General features: G+C 42.3%; 19 protein-coding genes and 1 pseudogene. 2 read left to right on the plus strand and 18 right to left on the minus strand.

Annotation, left to right across the window (positions count from 1 at the left end):
* Nucleotides 1-10: 10 nt before the first annotated feature.
* The 5 genes and pseudogenes from BVI01S_RS03535 to BVI01S_RS03550 form a co-directional block, all read right to left on the minus strand.
* Complete coding sequence (locus tag BVI01S_RS03535; RefSeq protein ID WP_034759311.1) at nucleotides 11-652, minus strand: lytic transglycosylase domain-containing protein; 642 nt, start codon at nucleotides 650-652, stop codon at nucleotides 11-13.
* Between the two features lie 148 nt (nucleotides 653-800).
* A pseudogene (locus BVI01S_RS22860) lies at nucleotides 801-881 on the minus strand (YjcZ family sporulation protein); the annotation flags it as partial.
* Between the two features lie 275 nt (nucleotides 882-1156).
* Nucleotides 1157-2686: a glycine betaine uptake BCCT transporter gene (locus BVI01S_RS03540; protein ID WP_034759323.1), complete on the minus strand. Its 1530-nt coding sequence runs from the start codon at nucleotides 2684-2686 to the stop codon at nucleotides 1157-1159.
* Between the two features lie 743 nt (nucleotides 2687-3429).
* Nucleotides 3430-4002, minus strand: a complete 573-nt coding sequence (locus BVI01S_RS23055; RefSeq protein WP_061809251.1) for a 3D domain-containing protein — start codon at nucleotides 4000-4002, stop codon at nucleotides 3430-3432.
* A gap of 299 nt (nucleotides 4003-4301) precedes the next feature.
* A complete protein-coding gene (locus tag BVI01S_RS03550) occupies nucleotides 4302-5114 on the minus strand; it encodes a 3D domain-containing protein (protein WP_061809252.1) in 813 nt (270 codons plus the stop codon).
* Between the two features lie 404 nt (nucleotides 5115-5518).
* Between BVI01S_RS03550 and BVI01S_RS22710 the strand changes: the two genes are divergently transcribed.
* Nucleotides 5519-5674: a DUF8096 family protein gene (locus BVI01S_RS22710; protein ID WP_167562091.1), complete on the plus strand. Its 156-nt coding sequence runs from the start codon at nucleotides 5519-5521 to the stop codon at nucleotides 5672-5674.
* 47 nt (nucleotides 5675-5721) lie between these two features.
* On the opposite strand, the gene BVI01S_RS23060 is transcribed toward BVI01S_RS22710, so the two are convergent.
* From BVI01S_RS23060 to BVI01S_RS03590, 8 genes are all read right to left on the minus strand, one after another.
* Nucleotides 5722-7008 (minus strand): protoglobin domain-containing protein, encoded by a 1287-nt coding sequence (locus BVI01S_RS23060; protein ID WP_061809253.1) that lies wholly within the window; start codon nucleotides 7006-7008, stop codon nucleotides 5722-5724.
* A gap of 302 nt (nucleotides 7009-7310) precedes the next feature.
* On the minus strand, nucleotides 7311-8054 hold the full coding sequence (map, locus tag BVI01S_RS03560) for a type I methionyl aminopeptidase (protein ID WP_061809254.1): 744 nt from the start codon (nucleotides 8052-8054) through the stop codon (nucleotides 7311-7313).
* Between the two features lie 163 nt (nucleotides 8055-8217).
* Complete coding sequence (locus tag BVI01S_RS03565; RefSeq protein ID WP_061809255.1) at nucleotides 8218-8904, minus strand: LrgB family protein; 687 nt, start codon at nucleotides 8902-8904, stop codon at nucleotides 8218-8220.
* Complete coding sequence (locus tag BVI01S_RS03570; protein ID WP_061809256.1) at nucleotides 8888-9268, minus strand: CidA/LrgA family protein; 381 nt, start codon at nucleotides 9266-9268, stop codon at nucleotides 8888-8890. Before BVI01S_RS03570 ends, BVI01S_RS03565 begins: the two co-directional genes overlap by 17 nt.
* Nucleotides 9269-9378: 110 nt before the next feature.
* Nucleotides 9379-10032, minus strand: coding sequence for a type 1 glutamine amidotransferase domain-containing protein (locus tag BVI01S_RS03575; RefSeq protein ID WP_369690872.1), 654 nt, complete (start codon nucleotides 10030-10032; stop codon nucleotides 9379-9381).
* A 146-nt stretch (nucleotides 10033-10178) separates the two neighbouring features.
* Nucleotides 10179-12341 carry a DNA topoisomerase III gene (locus tag BVI01S_RS03580; RefSeq protein ID WP_061809257.1) on the minus strand — a complete coding sequence of 721 codons (2163 nt, stop codon included), beginning with the start codon at nucleotides 12339-12341 and terminating at the stop codon, nucleotides 10179-10181.
* A 185-nt stretch (nucleotides 12342-12526) separates the two neighbouring features.
* Nucleotides 12527-12970, minus strand: coding sequence for a DUF6376 family protein (locus BVI01S_RS03585; RefSeq protein ID WP_061809258.1), 444 nt, complete (start codon nucleotides 12968-12970; stop codon nucleotides 12527-12529).
* Between the two features lie 150 nt (nucleotides 12971-13120).
* Entirely contained in the window at nucleotides 13121-14218 is a 1098-nt protein-coding gene (locus BVI01S_RS03590; protein WP_269146691.1) for a M24 family metallopeptidase, read from the minus strand.
* Between the two features lie 252 nt (nucleotides 14219-14470).
* Between BVI01S_RS03590 and BVI01S_RS22880 the strand changes: the two genes are divergently transcribed.
* Nucleotides 14471-14566: a putative holin-like toxin gene (locus tag BVI01S_RS22880; protein ID WP_224519971.1), complete on the plus strand. Its 96-nt coding sequence runs from the start codon at nucleotides 14471-14473 to the stop codon at nucleotides 14564-14566.
* 227 nt (nucleotides 14567-14793) lie between these two features.
* Here the strand turns inward: BVI01S_RS22880 and BVI01S_RS03595 are convergent, their stop codons facing one another.
* The 5 genes from BVI01S_RS03595 to BVI01S_RS03615 form a co-directional block, all read right to left on the minus strand.
* Complete coding sequence (locus tag BVI01S_RS03595; protein ID WP_082197404.1) at nucleotides 14794-15237, minus strand: DUF4064 domain-containing protein; 444 nt, start codon at nucleotides 15235-15237, stop codon at nucleotides 14794-14796.
* A gap of 28 nt (nucleotides 15238-15265) precedes the next feature.
* Nucleotides 15266-15679, minus strand: coding sequence for an NUDIX domain-containing protein (locus tag BVI01S_RS03600; RefSeq protein ID WP_034759351.1), 414 nt, complete (start codon nucleotides 15677-15679; stop codon nucleotides 15266-15268).
* 448 nt (nucleotides 15680-16127) lie between these two features.
* On the minus strand, nucleotides 16128-17792 hold the full coding sequence (locus BVI01S_RS03605) for a glycerol-3-phosphate dehydrogenase/oxidase (protein WP_034759355.1): 1665 nt from the start codon (nucleotides 17790-17792) through the stop codon (nucleotides 16128-16130).
* A gap of 173 nt (nucleotides 17793-17965) precedes the next feature.
* Nucleotides 17966-19456 carry a glycerol kinase GlpK gene (gene glpK, locus BVI01S_RS03610; RefSeq protein ID WP_034759358.1) on the minus strand — a complete coding sequence of 497 codons (1491 nt, stop codon included), beginning with the start codon at nucleotides 19454-19456 and terminating at the stop codon, nucleotides 17966-17968.
* Between the two features lie 18 nt (nucleotides 19457-19474).
* Nucleotides 19475-20305, minus strand: a complete 831-nt coding sequence (locus tag BVI01S_RS03615) for an MIP/aquaporin family protein (protein WP_061809260.1) — start codon at nucleotides 20303-20305, stop codon at nucleotides 19475-19477.
* Between the last annotated feature and the right edge of the window lie 324 nt (nucleotides 20306-20629).

Raw genomic sequence — 20629 nt, forward strand, 5'->3', positions numbered from 1 at the left:
GATTCACCCATTACATTGGTTGTCCTGTATTTTCCTCTTCCTCTTCCACGAATCGGTCTGCATAATACAGGACATCTTCAACATATTGTTCGCTATGGTTATATGCAAATACAGCTTGTTCGAGTTTTCCTTCAGCGGCTCCGTTATGAGCGAGATAGTTGGCGGCACTGAATATGGCATCCTCCATCTGAAAAGGATCGGCTTTTCCATCCCCGTTTGCATCGACGCCATATCCGCCATATTTTTCTATGACGGCAGGGTCCGTTTTTTGATCTGGTGGGATATCCCCTTTTCCAAGTCCTGAACAACTAGGATGGGACCAGCCCACAAAGGTACAGGGCATAAACTGCATGTGGCCCTCTGCCCCCGCTGGAGAAACGAGGGACTTCATGGTCGAGAATTTCGTTTCAACCCTGTGGTGGGCAGCTAGTAGATACCAGGGTACTCCGTATTCCTCTTCAGCTGCCTTATAGATAGGGATATACTCAGAAGGTATCTCATCTTTTCCGATGGATGAAAGATTAAATGATGGGTCGTCATAATTGAGGGCATAATAAATAGCTAAAATGGTGATGGGGATGAGAAGGATTCTAAAGGGTGATGATTGCTTTTTTTTACTGGAATGCTTTTTTCTAGCCGGTTTTTTTGTCATTGAAGTCGATCCTTTACAAGGTTTTGGCTGCTCTTTGTATTCTAATATGAGAATGCATTTATGACAATCCATTATGTATAAAAAAAAGATGCCCCTAAGCAGAAGGCTCTCTGCAGCTAAGGGGCATCTATCCATTATCTATTTATTGTTAACAAACAAACGCTGCTCCAACGATAATTAAAAGGATGAATAAAACTACGATTAACGCGAAACCACCAGCGTAGCCACCACCACCGCAGCCATATCCATATCCAGGGTATCCATATCCATACATCATCAGTCACCTCCAGTTATCTTACTACGATATTAATGTATGTAGTGGACAAAATGTAGGTTAATTAAAATCATCCACCACTTTTTATCAATGTTCTGTAAACGGCTTGAAGTATGCATGAATAAAGGCTTTTTAATCTATTATTGAATGAAAAAATGAGTAAAATGTCTAGTTGAACCTTATCAAGACATAAATAAAGCGCCTGGAAATATCCAGGCGCTTTTAGTCGTTTACATATGTTCTTTAGGCTCTTTTGTTTTTCTTGGCTTCGGTTTAATGTATAAACCAAGTTCCTTTTTCTCCTGGTTCAATGACTTGTACAGAGAAACCATCATGAGTGCCATGATCACAGAGAATGGCAGTGCTGCGACGATCAATGCATTCTGTAAAGCCTGTAACCCACCGCTGTAAAGCAAAATTAATGCAACGGTAGACTGTGCCAGTCCCCAAGTTAATTTTACATAGTTTGGAGGTGTTAATGAACCATAAGTCGTTTGCATCCCTAACACGAATGTAGCCGAGTCAGCAGATGTGATAAAGAAAGTTCCAATCAGTGTGATGGCAATGACTGAAAGGATCGTAGACCATTCAAATCCGTTAAAGACGGCAAACAGTACCTCTTCTGTTTTCAAATCAGAAAGAGCCGCGCCGGCTTGCTGAACTTCAATGGCGGATGTCCCAAAGGTTGCGAACCAGATGAAGCTGACTAGAGCCGGTAATAACAATACCCCAATCAGGAATTCACGAATCGTTCTACCTCTTGAGACACGTGCGATGAAGATACCCACGAACGGTGACCATGAAATCCACCAAGCCCAGTAGAAAATGGTCCAACCATTGATCCATGTGCGGTGCTCTTCATTTAATGGAGCGATCCTGAAGCTCATTGCTGCGATATTTTGAATATAGGCTCCGATTGTGTCAGTAAACATGTTGAGGATTAATAAAGTCGGTCCAATAAAGAATACCAATACGAGAAGTAATACGGCGAGAACCATATTTGTATTGGATAAGTACTTGATCCCTTTACTTAACCCGGACCATGCAGAAATCATGAACAGCACTGTCACAACCCCGATGATGATCGCCTGGACTGTGAAGTTATTCGGGATGTCCAATAGATACGATAATCCACCGTTGATTTGTGCCGCCCCAAACCCAAGGGTTGTGGCTACCCCTACAACCGTAGCGAATACAGCCAGAACATCGATGATTGTCCCAAGTGGCCCATTCATCTTATCGCCAAAGATCGGCTTCAAAGTTGCCGAGATTAAACCAGGCTCATCTTTACGGAATTTAGAGTATGCAAGTGCTAAAGCAACGATCGCATAGATCCCCCATGCGTGAATTCCCCAGTGGAAGAACGTATAACGCATCGATTCCTTGATCGCAAGGTCGGTTCCCCCTTCTGCTGTTGGCGGGGTCATATAGTGAGACAGCGGTTCGGCTGCCCCCCAGAATACTAAACCAATTCCCATTCCTGCACTAAACAACATGGCGAACCATGTTCCTCTTGTGTACTCAGGTTTCTCATCCGGTTTCCCTAATCGAATCGTTCCCATTGGACTAAATATTAAGAACACACAGAAGATGACAATCACTGTAACTAAAATAAGATAATACCAACCAAAAGTTGAGGTGATGAAAGTTTGCATTTTTGCTGTTACCGTTTCAAACGAATTTGGTGCGATGGCTCCATATGCAACGGAAGCAGCAACCAAAATGACGGTAATCCAAAAAACATTTGATATCCTCTTCATAAAATTCTCCTTTCCATATTCAGGTTTTTGTTTTGGCTCTTTCCTAACGAAGGGGAACTACAGTGGGATTCGAGGTGTTCTGGAAATTGTATGTACACCTACTGTACTAGACCCCTCGTCGAAGAGTCCCAGTTAATGCAAATGGGAAAATGTGCATTCTGAGGATGAGGGAATGATTACTTATTACCTATTCCCTTGTCACTCTCATATAAAACCAACATTTGTTACCCTATCAGAAAGAAGTTTAACTTTGCAAGTGAAAACCATCATTATTTTTATTAGTATTTGTCATTTTCTCGTTTTCATTCCCTTTCTTTTAGATGGCTTTCCGTCTTAGTATCACTATTTTCAAATGGCGTTTGATTGGAAATGAAAACGCTGTATAAACAATGTTCATTGTTATGACTTGGTGAGAGTTTGTTGCTATATAGGATGGTCTATAGCGAAAGGGAACACAATCAGGGCCATATATTGAAAAGAATGAATTGGTAATTTTGACATGAATTTAGTGTGGTGAAACCACTCTCTTGGTGGAACAAATAAAAAGAAAAATGTGAGGAGGAAATCCGATGAAAAATAATAACAAACGAACACAGCATGAAGCAGCAAAAAAATTGGCACAACAGCAGATGGGTGAGGAAATCGAATTGAAATCCGTCGCTCCCTCCGCTAAAAAAGGACTTAAGTAAAGCATGTAGGAGAAGAAAATCAATAAAAAAGGACGCTGATCAGCGTCCTTTTGGCTATTCTTTAATGATTTTGACTTTCACATCTCTTACACCATATTGAAGGGCATCTTTTTCTTTTTCCATATAGATATCGATGCGGTTCCCTTTGATCGCTCCACCGGTATCTTCGGCACGGGCATAACCGTATCCTTCAATATATACTTTGGAACCGAGTGGAATGACGCTTGGATCAACAGCAATGACTCTGGCATCAGGATTCTCAATCAGATCCACACCTGTCTTCGTAATACCGATACACCCTTCACAATGAGCGGTATAAGCGGTTGCTGTGATATCTAATTCTTTCACAACATTATCTTTCTCTTGATCGGGAGTCTTTGCAGCTTTTACTGCTTCCCCGTTTTCAGAATCATCATTCACAGAATACCCTTCTTCTAACAATTGTTTGCGCGTGCCGACCTCGTCGACGGAAACATGATATCGGTTGGCGATTTCCCAAAGGATATCGCCTTCTTCTATATTATGATAATCATTGATAGCAGTATCATTACTCTCTGCAGAAGCAGAAGCAAGTCCGATTGAAAGAAAAACTGCGAAGGAAAAAATGGAAAATAAACCTTTTTTCATCTTGTCAAATTCCTCCTTTTATGTTTAGCCCTTGGACCAACAGTTGAAATGGTAACATAGCCTTACCTCATACACATAACAAACTGTTTATAAAGAAATAACAATTAGATGACAAGCGTGTAATATTTCTACTATTCCGAAGAAAACGGCAGCTATTTCCCTACTTATTTCATATAAAGGGAATAAATGCTGGAATCAGAGGCGTTTCTTTGAGAAGAAATATAATAGAAGGAATATTGAAAAAACACCATGCGGGAATAAAAAAACCACCGGGACATGTCCCGGTGGTTTGTCATCTATTAGTTTGTTTCAAGAATTTTTACATTTACTGTTTTTCTGCCAAAATCAACGGCTTGATCCTTTGATGGGATGAAAACATCGATGCGGTTCCCTTTGATTGCTCCACCAGTATCTTCTGCAGTAGCATAGCCGTAGCCTTCAACATATACTTTAGATCCAAGCGGGATGACATTAGGGTCTACTGCAATCACTTTCGCATCCGGATTTTCTTTAAGGTTCACACCAGTTGCTGTTGTACCTGAACACCCTGCACAATCGGCCGTATAGGCAGTTGCTTCTACTGTTAGTTCTTTTACTGCTTTATCTTCTGTAGCAGGTTCAGCTTGTGCTGGTTTTGCTTCTGCTGTTTCCGCTGCAGGTGCTTCAGCTTCTGGAGCTACTTCTGCTTTTTGTTCTGGAGCAGGTGCTTCTGCCTTCTCAGAAGTATTTGCAGTAGCTGAAGGTGCTTTATCGTCTAAGTTGATAACTAATTCTTGTCCAGGGACAATCAGGTCACTTTCAAGTGCGTTCCACCCTTTTAAGCTGTCTACTGAAATGCCATATAAGGATGAAATTCCCCAAAGAGTGTCACCTTTTTTCACTGTATAGTATTCCTTTGAAGAAACCTGTAATTCCTGATCAGGATAAATGATGGATGAACCCAGGTTATTCCATGTCATGAGTTGATCAACAGTTGTTCCATATTCTTTTGCAAGTCCCCATAAAGTGTCGCCTTTTTTTACTTCTATGTCTTGTGCTGAAGCGCTAGCTCCACCAGATACTGCAAGTGTTGTAAATGCAGCCACAGAAATAATCGATTTTTTTAGTTTCATAGAAAAATTCCTCCTTATGTAGCTAGCGGTTTATTTATTTTTGCTAACAGGGAAAATACTAACATAGTAAAATCTCAATTCAATAACAAGAACTTTAACATCGTGCGTCAAGAATATTTCACTACTGTAATAGAAAGCGATTTCCTGTATAAACTATCATGTAGAGGAATACTATGGAAAAATGGTTAGAATAATATAGATATTATGGATATTTATGGGTTTACTATTGGGGGAGTATTCGTACTTGGTTAAATGGCATTTAAGAGAGACAAGCCCAATTAGGGTCATAAAATCCTTGAAGGAAACGCATTTATTAGCGGATTTTGACGATTTTTCCTTAACAAGTTTGTCTGTTCCCTCTATACTATAATAAGAAGAATGGTTTGCACTGGAGGAATACTGGAATGGAAAACCAAGAAGAGGTTGTAGTTCTTTATAAAGATGATCCCGACGAGCATAGTGGACGTTGCGAGTGTGGAAATAATATTTTTAAATCAAGAGTACTGGATGGGAAGTTTTATCGTAAGTGCCAGGAATGTGGGAAAACCAAAATCGTATAGCAGGGAAAGAAAGGGGAAACCGGTTGAATCCGGTTTCCCCTTTCTTTCTATTTGTTTATTTTCTGAATGATGGTGGAAGCAAATTGAACCAACTCGTCTGTAGTATGATTGATCTTCTTGATTGCCTCTACGATATGATTTAATTCTGATTGGTTTCTTCTAAACATATCCATATAGTTTTCCATTTCCATCTGGACCGTCATGATCCCGCTTTGCACATTCCCGATTTCCTTGCGGGAGTTTTCGGTCAGGTCGGTCATGTTCCGAACACGATTTGAAACAACACCGATTTGTTTATTGCTTTCATTCACCAATTGATGAATGGACGTGCTGAGTTCTTTGGAATCTTCGGCAAGCTTTCGTACTTCCGATGCAACGACTGCAAATCCCCTGCCCTCATTTCCTGCCCGTGCTGCTTCAATGGATGCATTCAATGCCAGAAGGTTCGTCTGCTCAGCAATTTGCTGGATTGAGTTGGAGAGAGGCGTGATTTGTTCTGCAATGTTCTTTACCCCCTGAATTTCTTTGAGGAGCGTGTTGATTTGCTCTGTGATGACGCCAAAGCTTTCTATCATGTGATCCGTTTGATCTTTATTCATTTTTGAAAGTTGAAGAAGATTTTTACTGCTTTTTTCGGTATTTTCCGATTCTGCCCGTATGCTTTCAGCTTTTTGGGCAGTTTCATTCAGGCTTTGTTCCGTTTGACTGAGTGATGAACCCAGTTCTGTATTCATATTGAGCATTTCCAGTTGCAATGCCTGGTTTTCCTGATGCAGCTTTTCAAGCTCGTCCATCCTGCTCTGAATATAGTATTCTGAAACAATGCTTGCATCCAAATGGATACCATGGTCGATTGCTACGAGGACAGATGCAAGTTTAGAAGGTTCGTTTTGGTACAGTTCCACAATTTTTGGGATGAGTAAATGTTGAATGGTGGTGTAAGTCGAAATAAACCAATCGATTGTAACCCCATTCCGATTATGGGTTTTTCCCATACGTTCCCTCATTGAGAAATACTCATCATTCAACTCACCTGAAAATAAAGAACGGAAATAATCGTTGAATACGGATTTTAATCGCTCCCGGCTTGAATGATTCTCGGCAATCTCCACTAAGCTTGGGTGCTTATATAAATGATCTAGTACAGTATCGAGCAGGGTATCGGAAATTTGATCGTAGACAGGGAGGATTTCTTTTAATTCTTGTAAATGGTGCTCCTGAAACTGCATGTAATGAAGCCGCTCATTCAGTTTCTGATCGTTTAAGACAATGACATTTGATTCAGGGATCACTACGGGTTCGGTCTTAGGTTTTCTTGAAAATAATACAGCCATTTTGAGGGTGCCTCCGATTTTTCAGTTAGTATGTATAAATTTTGTACAATATCATTATCTTTACTTTACTCCAACTTTTTTCCTATGACAATCATTTTGTTTGTAAAATTTCAAAAATTTCAATGTTCTGATACAATGGATTATATTAGTCCTCCCCACCTTTCATGGTACCCTGGGGAAATTTATTGGGCAGGATCCCGCCTCACGATCCCGCGAATAGTTGTACAAAACATATACAAAGAGAGGGACGGACCTTGACTCCCAGGAGCTGCTCCTGGGAATCGAGGTCCGTCCCTCACGGCTTATTCTGTGATGATGATGGGTTCGTTTGGGGTGATGATGATGGTGTGTTCGATTTGGGCGACCAGGCTGTTGTCTGGTGTGATGTAAGTCCAACCGTCCCCTTTCTCCACTACGTTTTGCGCTTTGGTGGAGATGAATGGTTCAAAGGCGATGACCATGCCCTCCTTCAAGAGAGCGTTATCCCATGGATCGAAGTAATTAAGGATATGATCAGGCTTCTCGTGCAGGGAACGCCCCACACCATGACCGGTCAGGTTCATGATGACCGTATATCCATTTTTTCTGGCTTCATTATTCACGGCTTTTCCAATCCCGTTTTGTTTAGAACCGGCTTTAGCCTTTTGAAGACCTGCCTGGAAAGACTTTAATGCAGCTTCGCATAAATCTTTAAGCTTGGGATCACCCATTCCGACAACAAATGAAATGCCTGTATCCGCATAATATCCATTTTTTGATCCTGAAACGTCTATATTGACAAGATCCCCTTCGTTTATCACTCTTTCTCCGGGAATCCCATGGGCAACTTCTTCATTCACACTGATACATGTATACCCCGGGAAGTCATATTCTCCTTTAGGACCTGAAATCGCACCATTTTCTTCAAACATTTTCCCTGCGATATCATCAAGTTCCTTCGTGGTTACGCCGGGTTTTGTTTGAGAGCGCAATTCATCGCGGATCATTGCGACAATACGGCCAATTTCTTTTAACGCCTGTAAATCTTCATCAGTTTTGACTATCATAATATCTTCCTTCTCTTTTTGAATTTCCTTCCCTTACTATACAGAAACCTCATCCATTTTTAAAGGGAAAGCCCCTGTGTTGATGAATATGTATCACTTCCTGGCAAGCTCTGATTCCTGCTTTGAGGTGTATTCCATCAGTAGCTTCCTCCTTGAAGAATGATTAAATCAATAGAAAGAGTAAGGGAATGACAAAGGACATGATGGTAGCGGTCAACGCCATGGCGGCACCACTGACGGCCCCTTCTTTTTCTCCTTCTTTGATGGCTTGTGCCGTACCAACCCCATGGGAGATGACTCCGAATGGGAGTCCCCTGGCTATGGGATGCTTGATTCCCATAGCCTTCAAGAGGGACGGGATGATCATGGCCCCTATCATCCCTGTAACGATGACGACCGTGGGGATGACCTCGATCTTAGCCCCGATTACGTTTCCGATCTCAACTGCGACAGGCGTCGTAATGGTCTTGATCAGCAATGAACGGTTCCACTCATCCGGAATCCCCAACCACATGCTGAAGGTATAGGATACTAGCATGGACAAGCCGCTTCCAAACAGAATGCCCACCAGGATCGGCTGGAAGTTTTTCAAAAGCAATTGCCGGTGTTGATAAAGGGGATATGCAAGAGATACTGTCGCAGGGCCAAGCAAATACGTGATGAATGAAGTGTCGTGGGCAAATTTATTATAGGATATATCTAAAGTAAGTAATGTGGCAATAATCGCAATCGTACTTAAAAATATTGGAATCGTTAAAGGATTCGGCCAGCGTTTATGAATCTTTACACCCAAAGAAAAATAAAGGAGAGTAATGCCTATTGTAAGTAGAGAATTAATAAGACCGGTCATATTTTCTTTTCTCCTTCCATTTAATGAATCCTTCTGCTGACACGGAAGTGGCCAAAAAGCCAAACACCCCGCTGACAATGAGGATGAAAAGGAGTTTCCAGCCATAGTCGATAAAATAGGGTCCCAGAACAATCGCACTGACAGATAAAGGCAGGAAAAAGAAGGAGAAGTGCCTTAGAAAGAATCCTGAACCGACCAACAGAAGACGTTCATTCAGTACACCTGTTACTAACAGTAGGAATAATAATAGCATCCCGATAATGCTGCCGGGTATCGGTAAATGGAAGAATGCGGTACACCATTTTCCTGCTTCATAAAATAAACAAAGAATCGCCATTTGTATAAGGACCCGAATTATCTGCATATGCTTCACCCTTCAACTATATTCTTCTCCTGATTTTATCACATCGATGGGGAGTATGAGTGTAATAAAAAAGAGCATGGACCTGGTCCATGCTCTGAAATCATACAGTATTATAATACGCTCAAGAACGCTTCTGCTGCCGCTTGACTTGATTGTGGATTTTGTCCTGTCACAAATTTACCGTCAGTGATGACATGATTGCTCCATGCATCCGATTTTTCGAATTGAGCTCCCTGCTCCCTCAATTTTGTTTCTAATAAGAACGGCATCAGTGAATCAAGACCGGTTTGCTGTTCTTCTTCATTTGTGAAGGCAGTCAAGCTTTTTCCTTCAACCAGCCATTTACCATTAGATAATTTCGTTCCGACAAACCCAGCCGGCCCGTGGCAGACGGAACCGATCGCTTTATCGTTCTCGGCAAAGTGGACTAATGCCTGTTGAAGTTCAGGGTTTTCAGGCAGGTCAAACATCGTCCCGTGTCCACCTGGTAAGAAGATACCGACATATTCATTTACATTTAATTGGGAAAGGACCAGCGTTTGATCCAATTCTTTCGTGACCCCTTTCCACTTCTCCACCTGTTCATCATCAAGGCTGTTCGGATCCAACGGGATGCGGCCACCTTTTAAACTTGCCACATCCACTCCAAAACCTTGGTTTTTAAATTCTTCATATGGTTCTGCGAACTCAGATAACCATAGACCAGTTTCATGTTCATCATCAATCTTACTTTCATTTGTTAAGACCATTAATATCTTTTTCAATGTATACCCTCCATTTTATTCTCTGTTTTTTATCACTCTATTGTTTTATCCATTTCACATAAAATTAAACTTCTTTTGAAGTATTGGTGACTTTATAAGGGTTCTGTTATAAGAAAACGACCCTTACAGGAAGGAGTCGTTTTACACTAGTTGATATCAAATTGGAATTGGATTTTTTTCTGATTGGCATCCCAGCTCAGGTATGCAGAGAATTCTTTTTCGCCTTTTTTAAATCCGTCGATTCGATCGGATTTGCCTTCGGTTAATACTTGTTTTGCGATTTTCTGGGTGATTCTCTTTGATAAAATGGTTTTGGAAATGGTAAAGCTGCACTTCGTACGTTGATAATTGGAGCATCCATAGAATTTTCCTTTATCAATCACTTTCCCGCCACATTTCAAGCAGTTGCCGATACTTGTTTTGGAAGCCCGTTTTCCGCCTCGTCCCTTCGTTCTCTGGATAGAATCTGTATCCAAATCCTCAAACTTCCATGCGGTGGATTCCTGGAGGGCGTTTTGCACGAGTCGTTCACTTAATTTCTTCACTTGCTCCATGAATTCAGGTGCAGATGCCCGTCCTTTTCCTATTTCCTGGAGGCGCTGCTCCCACTTAGCCGTCATTTCTGCAGAAGCTAACACATTATCCCCTATGGCTCGTATCAATACCTTCGCTTTATCAGTGGGAAAGACTATATTTTTTTGGATATCAATGTACTTGCGATCTTTGAGCATGGTGATGATGCCTGCCCGGGTCGCTTCCGTCCCAAGACCCTCTGTTTGCTTTAACACTTTTTCCAGCTCATCATTGTCCATATATTTACCGGCCGTCTTCATTAAGGTGATGAGTTGTCCTTCTGTGTAACGTTTCGGGGGCTGTGTTTTCCCTTCTTTGGTCACGACCTTCTTTACGACGCCTTTATCCTGTTCTTCGACAGGTGGCAGGAGAGGTTCCTCTTCTTTTTCGTTTTGCATGAGAACCTTACGCCAGCCTTCCTGTAAAATCTGCTTCCCTTTCGAAACAAACTCAGCTCGTTCATCTACGACCGTTGAGATGGTCGTGTAATGGATGATCGCTTTGTCGTGGTGAGCCGCGATAAAGCGTTTAACGACGACATCATAGATCTTCCGTTCATCATCTGATAGGGAATGGGGATCTGTTACTTGCTCAGTAGGGATAATCGCGTAGTGATCCGATACCTTTGCTTCATTCACAAAACGTTTATTGTTCATGATGCTTGCATGGGGAGTTGGGATCCAATGATTATAAGGGCTGAACTCTTTCAGTTTGTTCAATATTTCAGGAAAGCTTTCAGCTTCACCTTTCGTGACATATTGTGAATCAGATCTTGGATAAGAGACGATCCCTTTTTGATACAGTTTCTGCAGCACATCCAATGTTTTCTTAGGGGAGAACTTATACATTTTATTAATGGTTGCCTGCAGGGCTGAAAGATTGAATAGTAAGGGTGGTGCGAACTCTTTCCTCTCGGTGATCAACTTACTGACAGTTGCAGGTTTGTTTTGACAAAAAGAAGCGATTCTTTCAGCAAGCTCCCTTGATTGAATCCGGCTCTCTCCATCTTTCTGCCATATCCCTTCATAAGTGTGATCGCCGATGTGAAAGGTTGCTTTCACTTCCCAAAAGGGTTCGCTCTTAAATCGGTCGATCTCTTCGTCCCTTCTCACGATGAGGGCTAGTGTGGGAGTTTGAACCCTGCCTGCAGAGAAAACATCGGACATACCCTGCTCTTTTAGCAGGATGCTGTACACCCTTGAAGCATTCATACCCACAAGCCAATCGGCACATGCCCTGGAATAAGCTTCAAAATATAAGCTTCTCATTTCTGCTTCTTCCCGTAGACTCTCGAATCCTTGAATGATGGCTTTCTCAGTAAGGGATGAAATCCACAGCCTCTTCATCGGTTTCTGAACCTTGGACATGGAGATGATATTCCGGATGATTAACTCCCCTTCACGCCCTGCATCACCTGCATGAATGATTTCTGTGACTTCGTTTTTTTTAAGAAGGTCTTTGATGACGGAGAATTGTTTCGCTTTAGCCCTCTGCAACTCATATTGAAACCTGATAGGAATGATCGGAAGGTCGTTCAGTGTCCATTTTTTCCATTTGCTTTCATACTTCTCAGGGGCTTGAAGCTGAAAAAGATGTCCAACTGCCCACGTAATATAAGCACCTCTCGGGAACACATCGTTTGGATGGATCTCTATATATCCTTGACGTTTCCTATGGGAAAAAGGCTTGGCAAGGGTCGCTCCCTGGTCGGGTTTTTCAGCTATTACGACTTTCATAACATTCTCCTTTTCACTTTATTGATTTTATCATTATACCATTTTTTAAGAACGGCTGTTCTATTAAAATGAAAATTGGAAGTGTAGTTCATGAATCATAAGCCCGTTGTTCCATATGAGGGTTCTACATGTTCATTCAGTATGTAAAAAGGTGTTACAGACTTTGTATCTGTAACACCCATCAATTATTGGCCAAGATTTTCTAAGTTTCCTTTAATGTCCTGTAGTTGATTGAAAGTATTCACAATTTCAAGATTCTTGATCTCGGATATTTGAACTTCCCCTTTATCAATTTCCACTAGAGCCCGATCGATTCCTTCCAACGCTTGTTGGTTATATCTCTCCACTTTTTGGTGAATATCGTCAGCTAGCTTAGGAGGATTTAAATCATTGATTTCCTTGATTTCATTTTTCATATCAATAAGTCTCGTCTCAAGTTCCGGAATAGAAGATGAATCAGCAGCAGCATTTTCCATTAAAGCGGGAAGATCATTGGCAAATTGTTCTGCCTCGTTCAGGTAGTCGGTCATTTCGTCTACATAGGTTAAACTGTTATTGGCTTCTTCCAATATGCCGCAGCCAGTCAGTGTAAAGAAACTGAATGATATGAGAATCAAAAATTTTTTCATGTACTTGGTCCTCCCTGTTATGGTCCTTCCCCTGTATATACGCACGTTCTCGTTAAAAGTTTCACTTTTTTTGTTGTAAGGTCGATCTAAATGAAGATTCGGGGGCACGCAAAAAAAGAAGGCCAACGCTTATACGTTAGCCTTCTGTGTTTATTCAATGATTTGAAGTTCTTTTGGGTAGTTGGTTAAAGTTATATGCCCGTCCTTTGTGATGAGGACGTCATCTTCAATCCTGACACCACCGATTTCCGGCACGTAAATACCGGGCTCTATTGTGTATGTCATGCCTTCTTTTAATATGCCATCATTTAAATGACTCATGGAAGGGAATTCATGGACGTTGATACCTAATCCATGCCCGATTCGATGTGGGAAGTAGTCACCGTATCCTGCATCTGTAATGATGTCACGTGCGACTTGATCCAGGTCGCCTATGCGATTACCCGGCTTGCTTGCTTCTAAGGAAGCGAGCTCCGCTTTTAAAACAGTGTTGTAGATTTCCTTCTGTTTATCAGACGCTGATTTATAAGCGAACGTACGGGTGATATCAGACGTATATCCATCCAGGACAACCCCTAGATCAAACAGGACGAAATCTCCTGCTTTCAGTTTACGGTCTCCCGGATTACCATGTGGATCTCCAGCCTTCTCACCAAAGAGAACCATTGTAGAGAATGACATTTCACGGATTCCCTTTTTCTTTAATTCATATTCAATCTTAGCAAGGACTTCCATTTCAGTAATGCCTTCTTGAAGTGCGCTCACACCTACTTTTACCCCATAGTCAGCCATTTCCGCTGCTCGGCGCATGATCGCGATCTCACCCTCATCCTTGACTAAACGCATTTCATTTAATTTGTCTTCAACGTTCACCACAAGTGGTGAATCGAATATGTTTAAAAACGCCTGACTGCGTCCATAAGTGACTACCTCATTCTCAAAGGCTACTTTTTTGCCGGTGATTTTTCTTGCCTGAATGGCTTCCGCAATAAAGTCCCAGGGATTTTCGTGGTCTGAGTAGCCAATTACTTCGTTATCCCAACCGGCATCCTTCACCTGTCTCGCTTCCATTCCTGGAACCACTACAAAAGGTTCAGCATCCGGAAATACGAAGAGTCCCATTAATCTTTCATGTGGATCTGTGTGGAAATTTGTTAAGTAAAATACGTTTTCAGTTGAATTGATAAATGCTGCATCAATGTTCTCTTCTTTCAACCAATTTTTCACCATTTCTATGCGGTGTTTCAATGTGTATTCCTCCTTGAGTATCATGATGTTATGTAATCGTTTAATGTGAGCATATCTATGCTAACATATTTCGAAGAAAGTTTGAAATGATTCTAGTGTGGGAAAGGTCTCGCCGGGTGAGTGTTTATGATGAGGCAGGCTTTTCCTACCTCTTGCCTATAAAGGATGGAGGGCGTTTGTGATATAATCTGAGTATACAGTGAATGTAGGGTGGGAGTGGCCACTTCCTTATAGAAGGAGGTGGTGCTTATAGTGACAACGTATGAGGCGTTAACGCTAATGATTACCTTTGGCTCTTTAATTGTCTCCATCATTGCCATAGTTATTTCACATGACAAAAAGAAATAACCCCACCCTCATGAAGCGCCTAAACTTTGAAGGGTAGAGTTATATTCCTTTCTCTATTGGGCCACTGCTTTCCTTGCAGTTTGCTGTGTAGCAAGAGACATTGGTTGCCGCCAGTGTCTCTTGTTTTACTTTATACTCTCCTTTTAAGATAGTATATTTTCTAACGGAAAGCAAGATATGGACGAGTAAAAAAAGAAGCTCAGAGAGGATTCCCTAAGCTATTCACTTTAATAAACGGTTTCGGTTCTTTTAGGTTTACGAACAAAGGCCATGATGCCGGCGATTAAGAATAAAAGTCCAGGAATGAACCCGAATCCTATTGTTCCAAGTCCGACCACAAGTGCGGCAAGGATAAACATGATACCGGATAGTACAGGCTTTTTATTTTTGACAATGGTCATAACAGCAATGATACCAAGGATGGATGCAATGATTCCTAATATCACCAGATAAGAACCCATTGATTCAGCCGTTTCCATGATGGCACTCATATCCCCTGCAGTCATGCCTGATTCCTGCAAATTCGGGTCACTTTCCATTCCCTCTTCGATTTGGGACATCACTTCGGGGCTGTTCATGCCCATGTTCAGTACGATTCCAATGATGGAAAATAATGCGGATAAGACAATTCCGATCACTCCCATAATGACTTCACCAGTACGCTTCACCATTCTAATCTCTCCTTAATAGTTGAATTCTCTATAGTATATTGTGTTTCTTGCTCATATAGGCCTCCAGGATGGATTGATCCTCAGGAAAGCCCAGGGGCAGATCTTTTAACTCTTGGAGAGAGATCCATTCGATTCTATGTATTAATTGATCGGGATCTTGAAGCGTGGCTACTCCTCCAAGAAGTTGGACTTCATAATAGTGAATGGTAGTGGAAATCTTGCCTTCACACCCCCACTTGGTATAAAGGTGTTTTCCTACATCCACCCTATAGCCGGTCTCTTCCCAAACTTCCCGCTTACAACACTCCCTGAGGGTTTCCCCTTTTTCAAGACCACCAGAAGGGACCGACCATCGTTTCTCTTCCTCTTCTTTTCCCTGTAAAACCATTAATAAACGCCCTTCATTCATACAAAGGGCAGATGCCCCTTTCCATTCGTTCATTCATTCACCTCACTTCTGATTGAATCTCCTTAATTCATATTCGCCCTATTGACAAAATTCTCCTTTATCAGGATAAAATTCTTTATTTTCAGACTTCAACCTGTTCCGTTTCATCCCTTTATTAATTTAGCCATTACTGGTTCGTTCAATGGGATATGTTAGTAGTTAGAAATACAAAAAAAGGGCTGGCTTCATCCCATTGAAGCCAGCCTTTTAACGAGGAGTCGTGTCAATTTCTATTCTTACTCTACCGTAACGACCCCGCTCCCTCAACTTCCCTCTGCACGGATCTAAAGTTCTCTCAATAAATGAAATGCACGGTTTAGGCGGTTTCAGCTTCATTTCATATATTTATATAATTGTAAGCATAATTCATTATGCATGTTTTGATGAAAGTGAATGAATGACTAAAAAAAACGGCAGAAATTTTTTTCTGCCGTTTATAACCTTATGACTGCAAATCTACTGGAACTACTGCATTTTTTAATTCCTCGTTTAAATCAGCAGTGTATTTGTCCTTCTGTTCAGAAGTCCAATTCAACAATTTGGACATCATCTCAATGACTGGTTCCTTCCACTTCTCTACCCACTCACGGTCAAAGAACAATGCGCCTGTCCGTCGAATGAAGAAATCCACGGGTGTCGCAGCCATCTCTTCCTGAATCGCATAAATCAGCTGGGCGTACAAGTAAGGAGGGACGGACCTTTCATCCGTTGATCCACTGTAGGCATGAGCTAGCTTGAATAGCTGATCCACATTAGAACCGTACATTCCTGCGAGCTTCCTGCCCTCGGCCTCTGATAAACCATACTGAAGGGCTTCCCCTGCCTTTTGGTCAATGAAGGATTGGAAATTCTTCGAGCCCCCTACATGACCGCCGGATATCGGCATATGCTTCGTCGCAGAAGCAGGGAATTTCTGTTTTCTCTCTTCTTTTAGCCGTTTAGAAACAAGATCGACAACATGTTCCCCCATTTTACGGTACCCTGTCAGCTTACCGCCTGCAATGGTGATCAGTCCGCTTTCCGCTTCCCACACTTCATCTTTACGCGAAATCTCAGAAGGGTCCTTTCCTTTTTCGAATATCAGTGGGCGCACCCCTGCCCAGCTGGATTCCACATCCTCTTTCCCCACTGACACATCGGGGAACATGAAGTGAATCGCATTCAGGATATAATCCCTGTCTTCTGATGTCATATGAGGAGATGCTTTTTCAGAGTCAAAGAATGTATCCGTAGTCCCTACATACGCTTTCCCATCACGAGGAATCGCAAATACCATACGTCCATCCGGTGTATCAAAATAGACAGCCTGTTGGAGAGGGAATTTGCTTTGATCGATGACAAGGTGGACTCCCTTGGTCAGGCGGAGTTGTTTATTATTCGTACTGTAATCCTTGCCACGGACATCATCGACCCAGGGACCGGCAGCGTTGACGATTTTTGATCCGCGAATGTCGATCGTTTCCCCTGATACCAGGTCTTCTGCTTCTATCCCGACAACTTTCTTGTTGTCATACAGGAATCTTTGGGATTTCATGTAGTTAAGAACCGTTGCCCCATGTGCAACTGCTTCCTTCATGACTTCAATGGTTAAACGGGCATCGTCAGTACGATATTCTACATAATAACCTCCGCCCTTCAACCCATCCTTTTTGACGAGTGGCTCTTTCGTCAATGTTTCTGATACCGACAGCATGGATCGTCTTTCACTTCTTTTGACACCCGCAAGATAGTCATAGACCTTCAAGCCGATCGATGTGCTGAATTTACCGAATGTTCCTCCTTTATGAAGGGGTAACAGCATCCATTCAGGAGTAGTGACATGTGGCCCGTTTTCATATACGATTTCGCGTTCTTTTCCCACTTCAGCCACCATTTTGACTTCGAATTGTTTTAAGTAACGAAGTCCGCCGTGAACCAATTTTGTGGAACGGCTGGATGTACCTGCGGCAAAATCCTGCATTTCCACAAGGGCGACTTTCATTCCACGCTTGGATGCATCAAGGGCAATCCCTGCACCTGTAATACCTCCCCCGATTACAATCAGGTCGAAATGATTGGATGACAGTGTATGTTTTACTTCTTCTCGTGCAGTACTAGAAAATGTCATAGTTGGTTCCTCCTAAGAATTAAAGAAATGATTTCTGCTCTTACTCTACTGTTTAACCATAAAAAAAGAGACCGAAACTAACATCATGGCCTAAATGTGCCATAATGCGAGTTTGGTCTCTCTTGGTCTCTAACCGTTTTATTAACTTGGGTTCATTATATCATAAGTTGTTATTATTTAAAAGCCATAGCTGCTTTTACAGCTTTTTTCCAGCCGCCATATAGTTCTTCCTGTGTCTCAACGGCCATTTTCGGTTCGAACTGTTTGTCTTTATTCCACTGTTTGGAGATTTCTTCGCGATCTTTCCAGAAACCGACGGCAAGCCCTGCAAGGTAGGCAGCACCTAATGCGGTGGTTTCATTGACCACTGGACGCTCTACCGGTACGGATAGCAAGTCACTTTGGAATTGCATTAAGAAATCATTCTTGACTGCCCCTCCATCGACTCTCAGCTTCTTAAGGGAAATTCCTGAATCGGCTTCCATGGCTGTCAATACATCCTTTGTCTGATAAGCAAGGGATTCCAAAGTGGCTCTTACAAAATGTTCCTTAGAGGTACCGCGGGTTAATCCAAACACTGCACCCCGGACGTCACTATCCCAATAAGGAGTGCCCAGGCCAACGAATGCAGGGACCACATATACGCCATCTGTTGAGTCCACTTTCTCTGCATACTCCTGGCTATCCTTCGCATCTTTCAGCATCCGAAGACCGTCTCGAAGCCACTGGATGGCAGAACCGGCAACGAAAATACTGCCTTCAAGAGCATATTCCACCTTTCCGTCGATTCCCCATGCCAGGGTAGTTAATAGACCATTATCAGACTTCACCGCTTTCTCACCTGTATTCATGAGCATAAAGCAGCCTGTCCCGTACGTATTCTTCGCCATCCCTTTCTCATAACACGCCTGTCCGAATAATGCGGCCTGCTGATCCCCTGCAGCACCTGCAATCGGGATTTCTCTACCAAAGAAATGATACGGAACCGTTTTCCCATAAACTTCTGATGAGGGACGGACCTCTGGAAGCATGCTTGCCGGTACACCGAGAATATCAAGGAGCTCTTCGTCCCATTTCAAGTCATGGATATTATACATAAGGGTACGTGAAGCGTTTGAGTAGTCCGTTACGTGAGCAGTTCCACCAGACATTTTCCAAATCAGCCACGTGTCGATCGTTCCGAACAGAAGCTTTCCTTCTTCCGCCTTTTGCTTTACACCTTCGACATTGTCGAGGATCCATTTCACCTTCGTACCGGAGAAATAGGCATCAATCAGCAATCCGGTTTTATCACGGAAGGTATCGTTTAGTCCCTTTGATTTTAATTCCTCACAGATCCCGGCGGTTTGTCGTGATTGCCACACGATCGCATTATAAACCGGGTCGCCTGTCTCTTTATCCCATACAACGGTTGTTTCACGTTGGTTCGTGATTCCGATTCCTTCGATTTGATCGGGTTTCACACTGGATTCCGATAAAACGCTTGCAATGACGGCAAGGACAGATCCCCAAATTTCATTTGCACTATGTTCTACCCAGCCCGGTTTAGGAAAATGCTGAGTAAACTCCTTTTGAGCAGTATGAACGATTTCCCCTTTTTTATTAAAAAGGATGGCTCTTGAGCTTGTAGTTCCCTGATCCAAAGATAAAATAAACTTTTCCATTGATAACCCCTCCAATGATTAATTTTCAGTAGATAATTGATGTACTTTTTTAGCTAAACTGGTCTTTCTGTCACTTGCGTAGGCAAGTCCAAGCACGGCTAGAAGAATCACAAGAACCACCCAGAAGCTTGTCGTGACTTGTCCAATGAAAACCGCTTTATAAAAGACGCCTCCAAAAGATCCCCCTAATACCGGTCCTACTACAGGAACCCATGAATATCCCCAGTTGGATGGTCCCTTTCCGGGAATCGGAAGGATGAAGTGAGCGATACGCGGTCCAAGATCACGAGCCGGGTTAATCGCATATCCTGTTGTACCGCCAAGTGATATACCGATCGCAATGATCAGGAATCCGACGATAAATGGATTTAATCCGTCTGTAAAGGTATTCGCCCCTATGGATAATAATCCTACTACTAATACAAAAGTTCCAATGATTTCACTCAGTAAATTTGAAAAATAATGCGGAATGGCTGGACCTGTAGCAAAAACTCCTAATTTCACGCCTGGGTCCTTGGTTGCGTGCCAATGGGGTAAAAAGTGTAAATATGTGATGGTTGCCCCGATGATTGCCCCGATCATTTGTGCGAGGATATACTCAGGTACATCTCTCCATGGGAAATCACCATTGAACGCCAGTCCCAATGTGACGGCAGGATTTAAATGTGCACCACTAAACTGCCCTACGGCGTATACACTCATGGCAACACCCAATCCCCATCCAAATGTAATGACGATCCAACCGGCGTTATACGCAAATGATTTCTTCAAGTTCACATTGGCGCAAACCCCGGCACCGAAAATAATGAGCAATGCTGTACCTACCACTTCTCCTATAAATGCATTCATGCATCATCCCTCATTTCAATTAGATTTTGCTCTGAATCACGATGAGCCGACATCATCAATTGCTTTCCATACACGAAGAGCTTGCACTACCATCGATTTTCGTGCTTGTACGGGGCTTTTTAGCTCGTTTACCCTATAAATGCTTATGATAATCCTACCAGTCACTCACCATGTCATCAGAGCCCGTTGAATCAAAAATAAAGAGACTCACGGAATATGCCCATAAATTGCAGGCACTTCACGTGAGTCTCTTCATCTCTTTCACAACGTATTAACTTGTCATTCATATTACTCCACTATGAAAGCGGTGTCAATGGGTTTTCA

The sequence above is a fragment of the Rossellomorea vietnamensis NBRC 101237 genome, from assembly GCF_001591825.1.
GTDB lineage: Bacteria > Bacillota > Bacilli > Bacillales > Bacillaceae_B > Rossellomorea > Rossellomorea vietnamensis.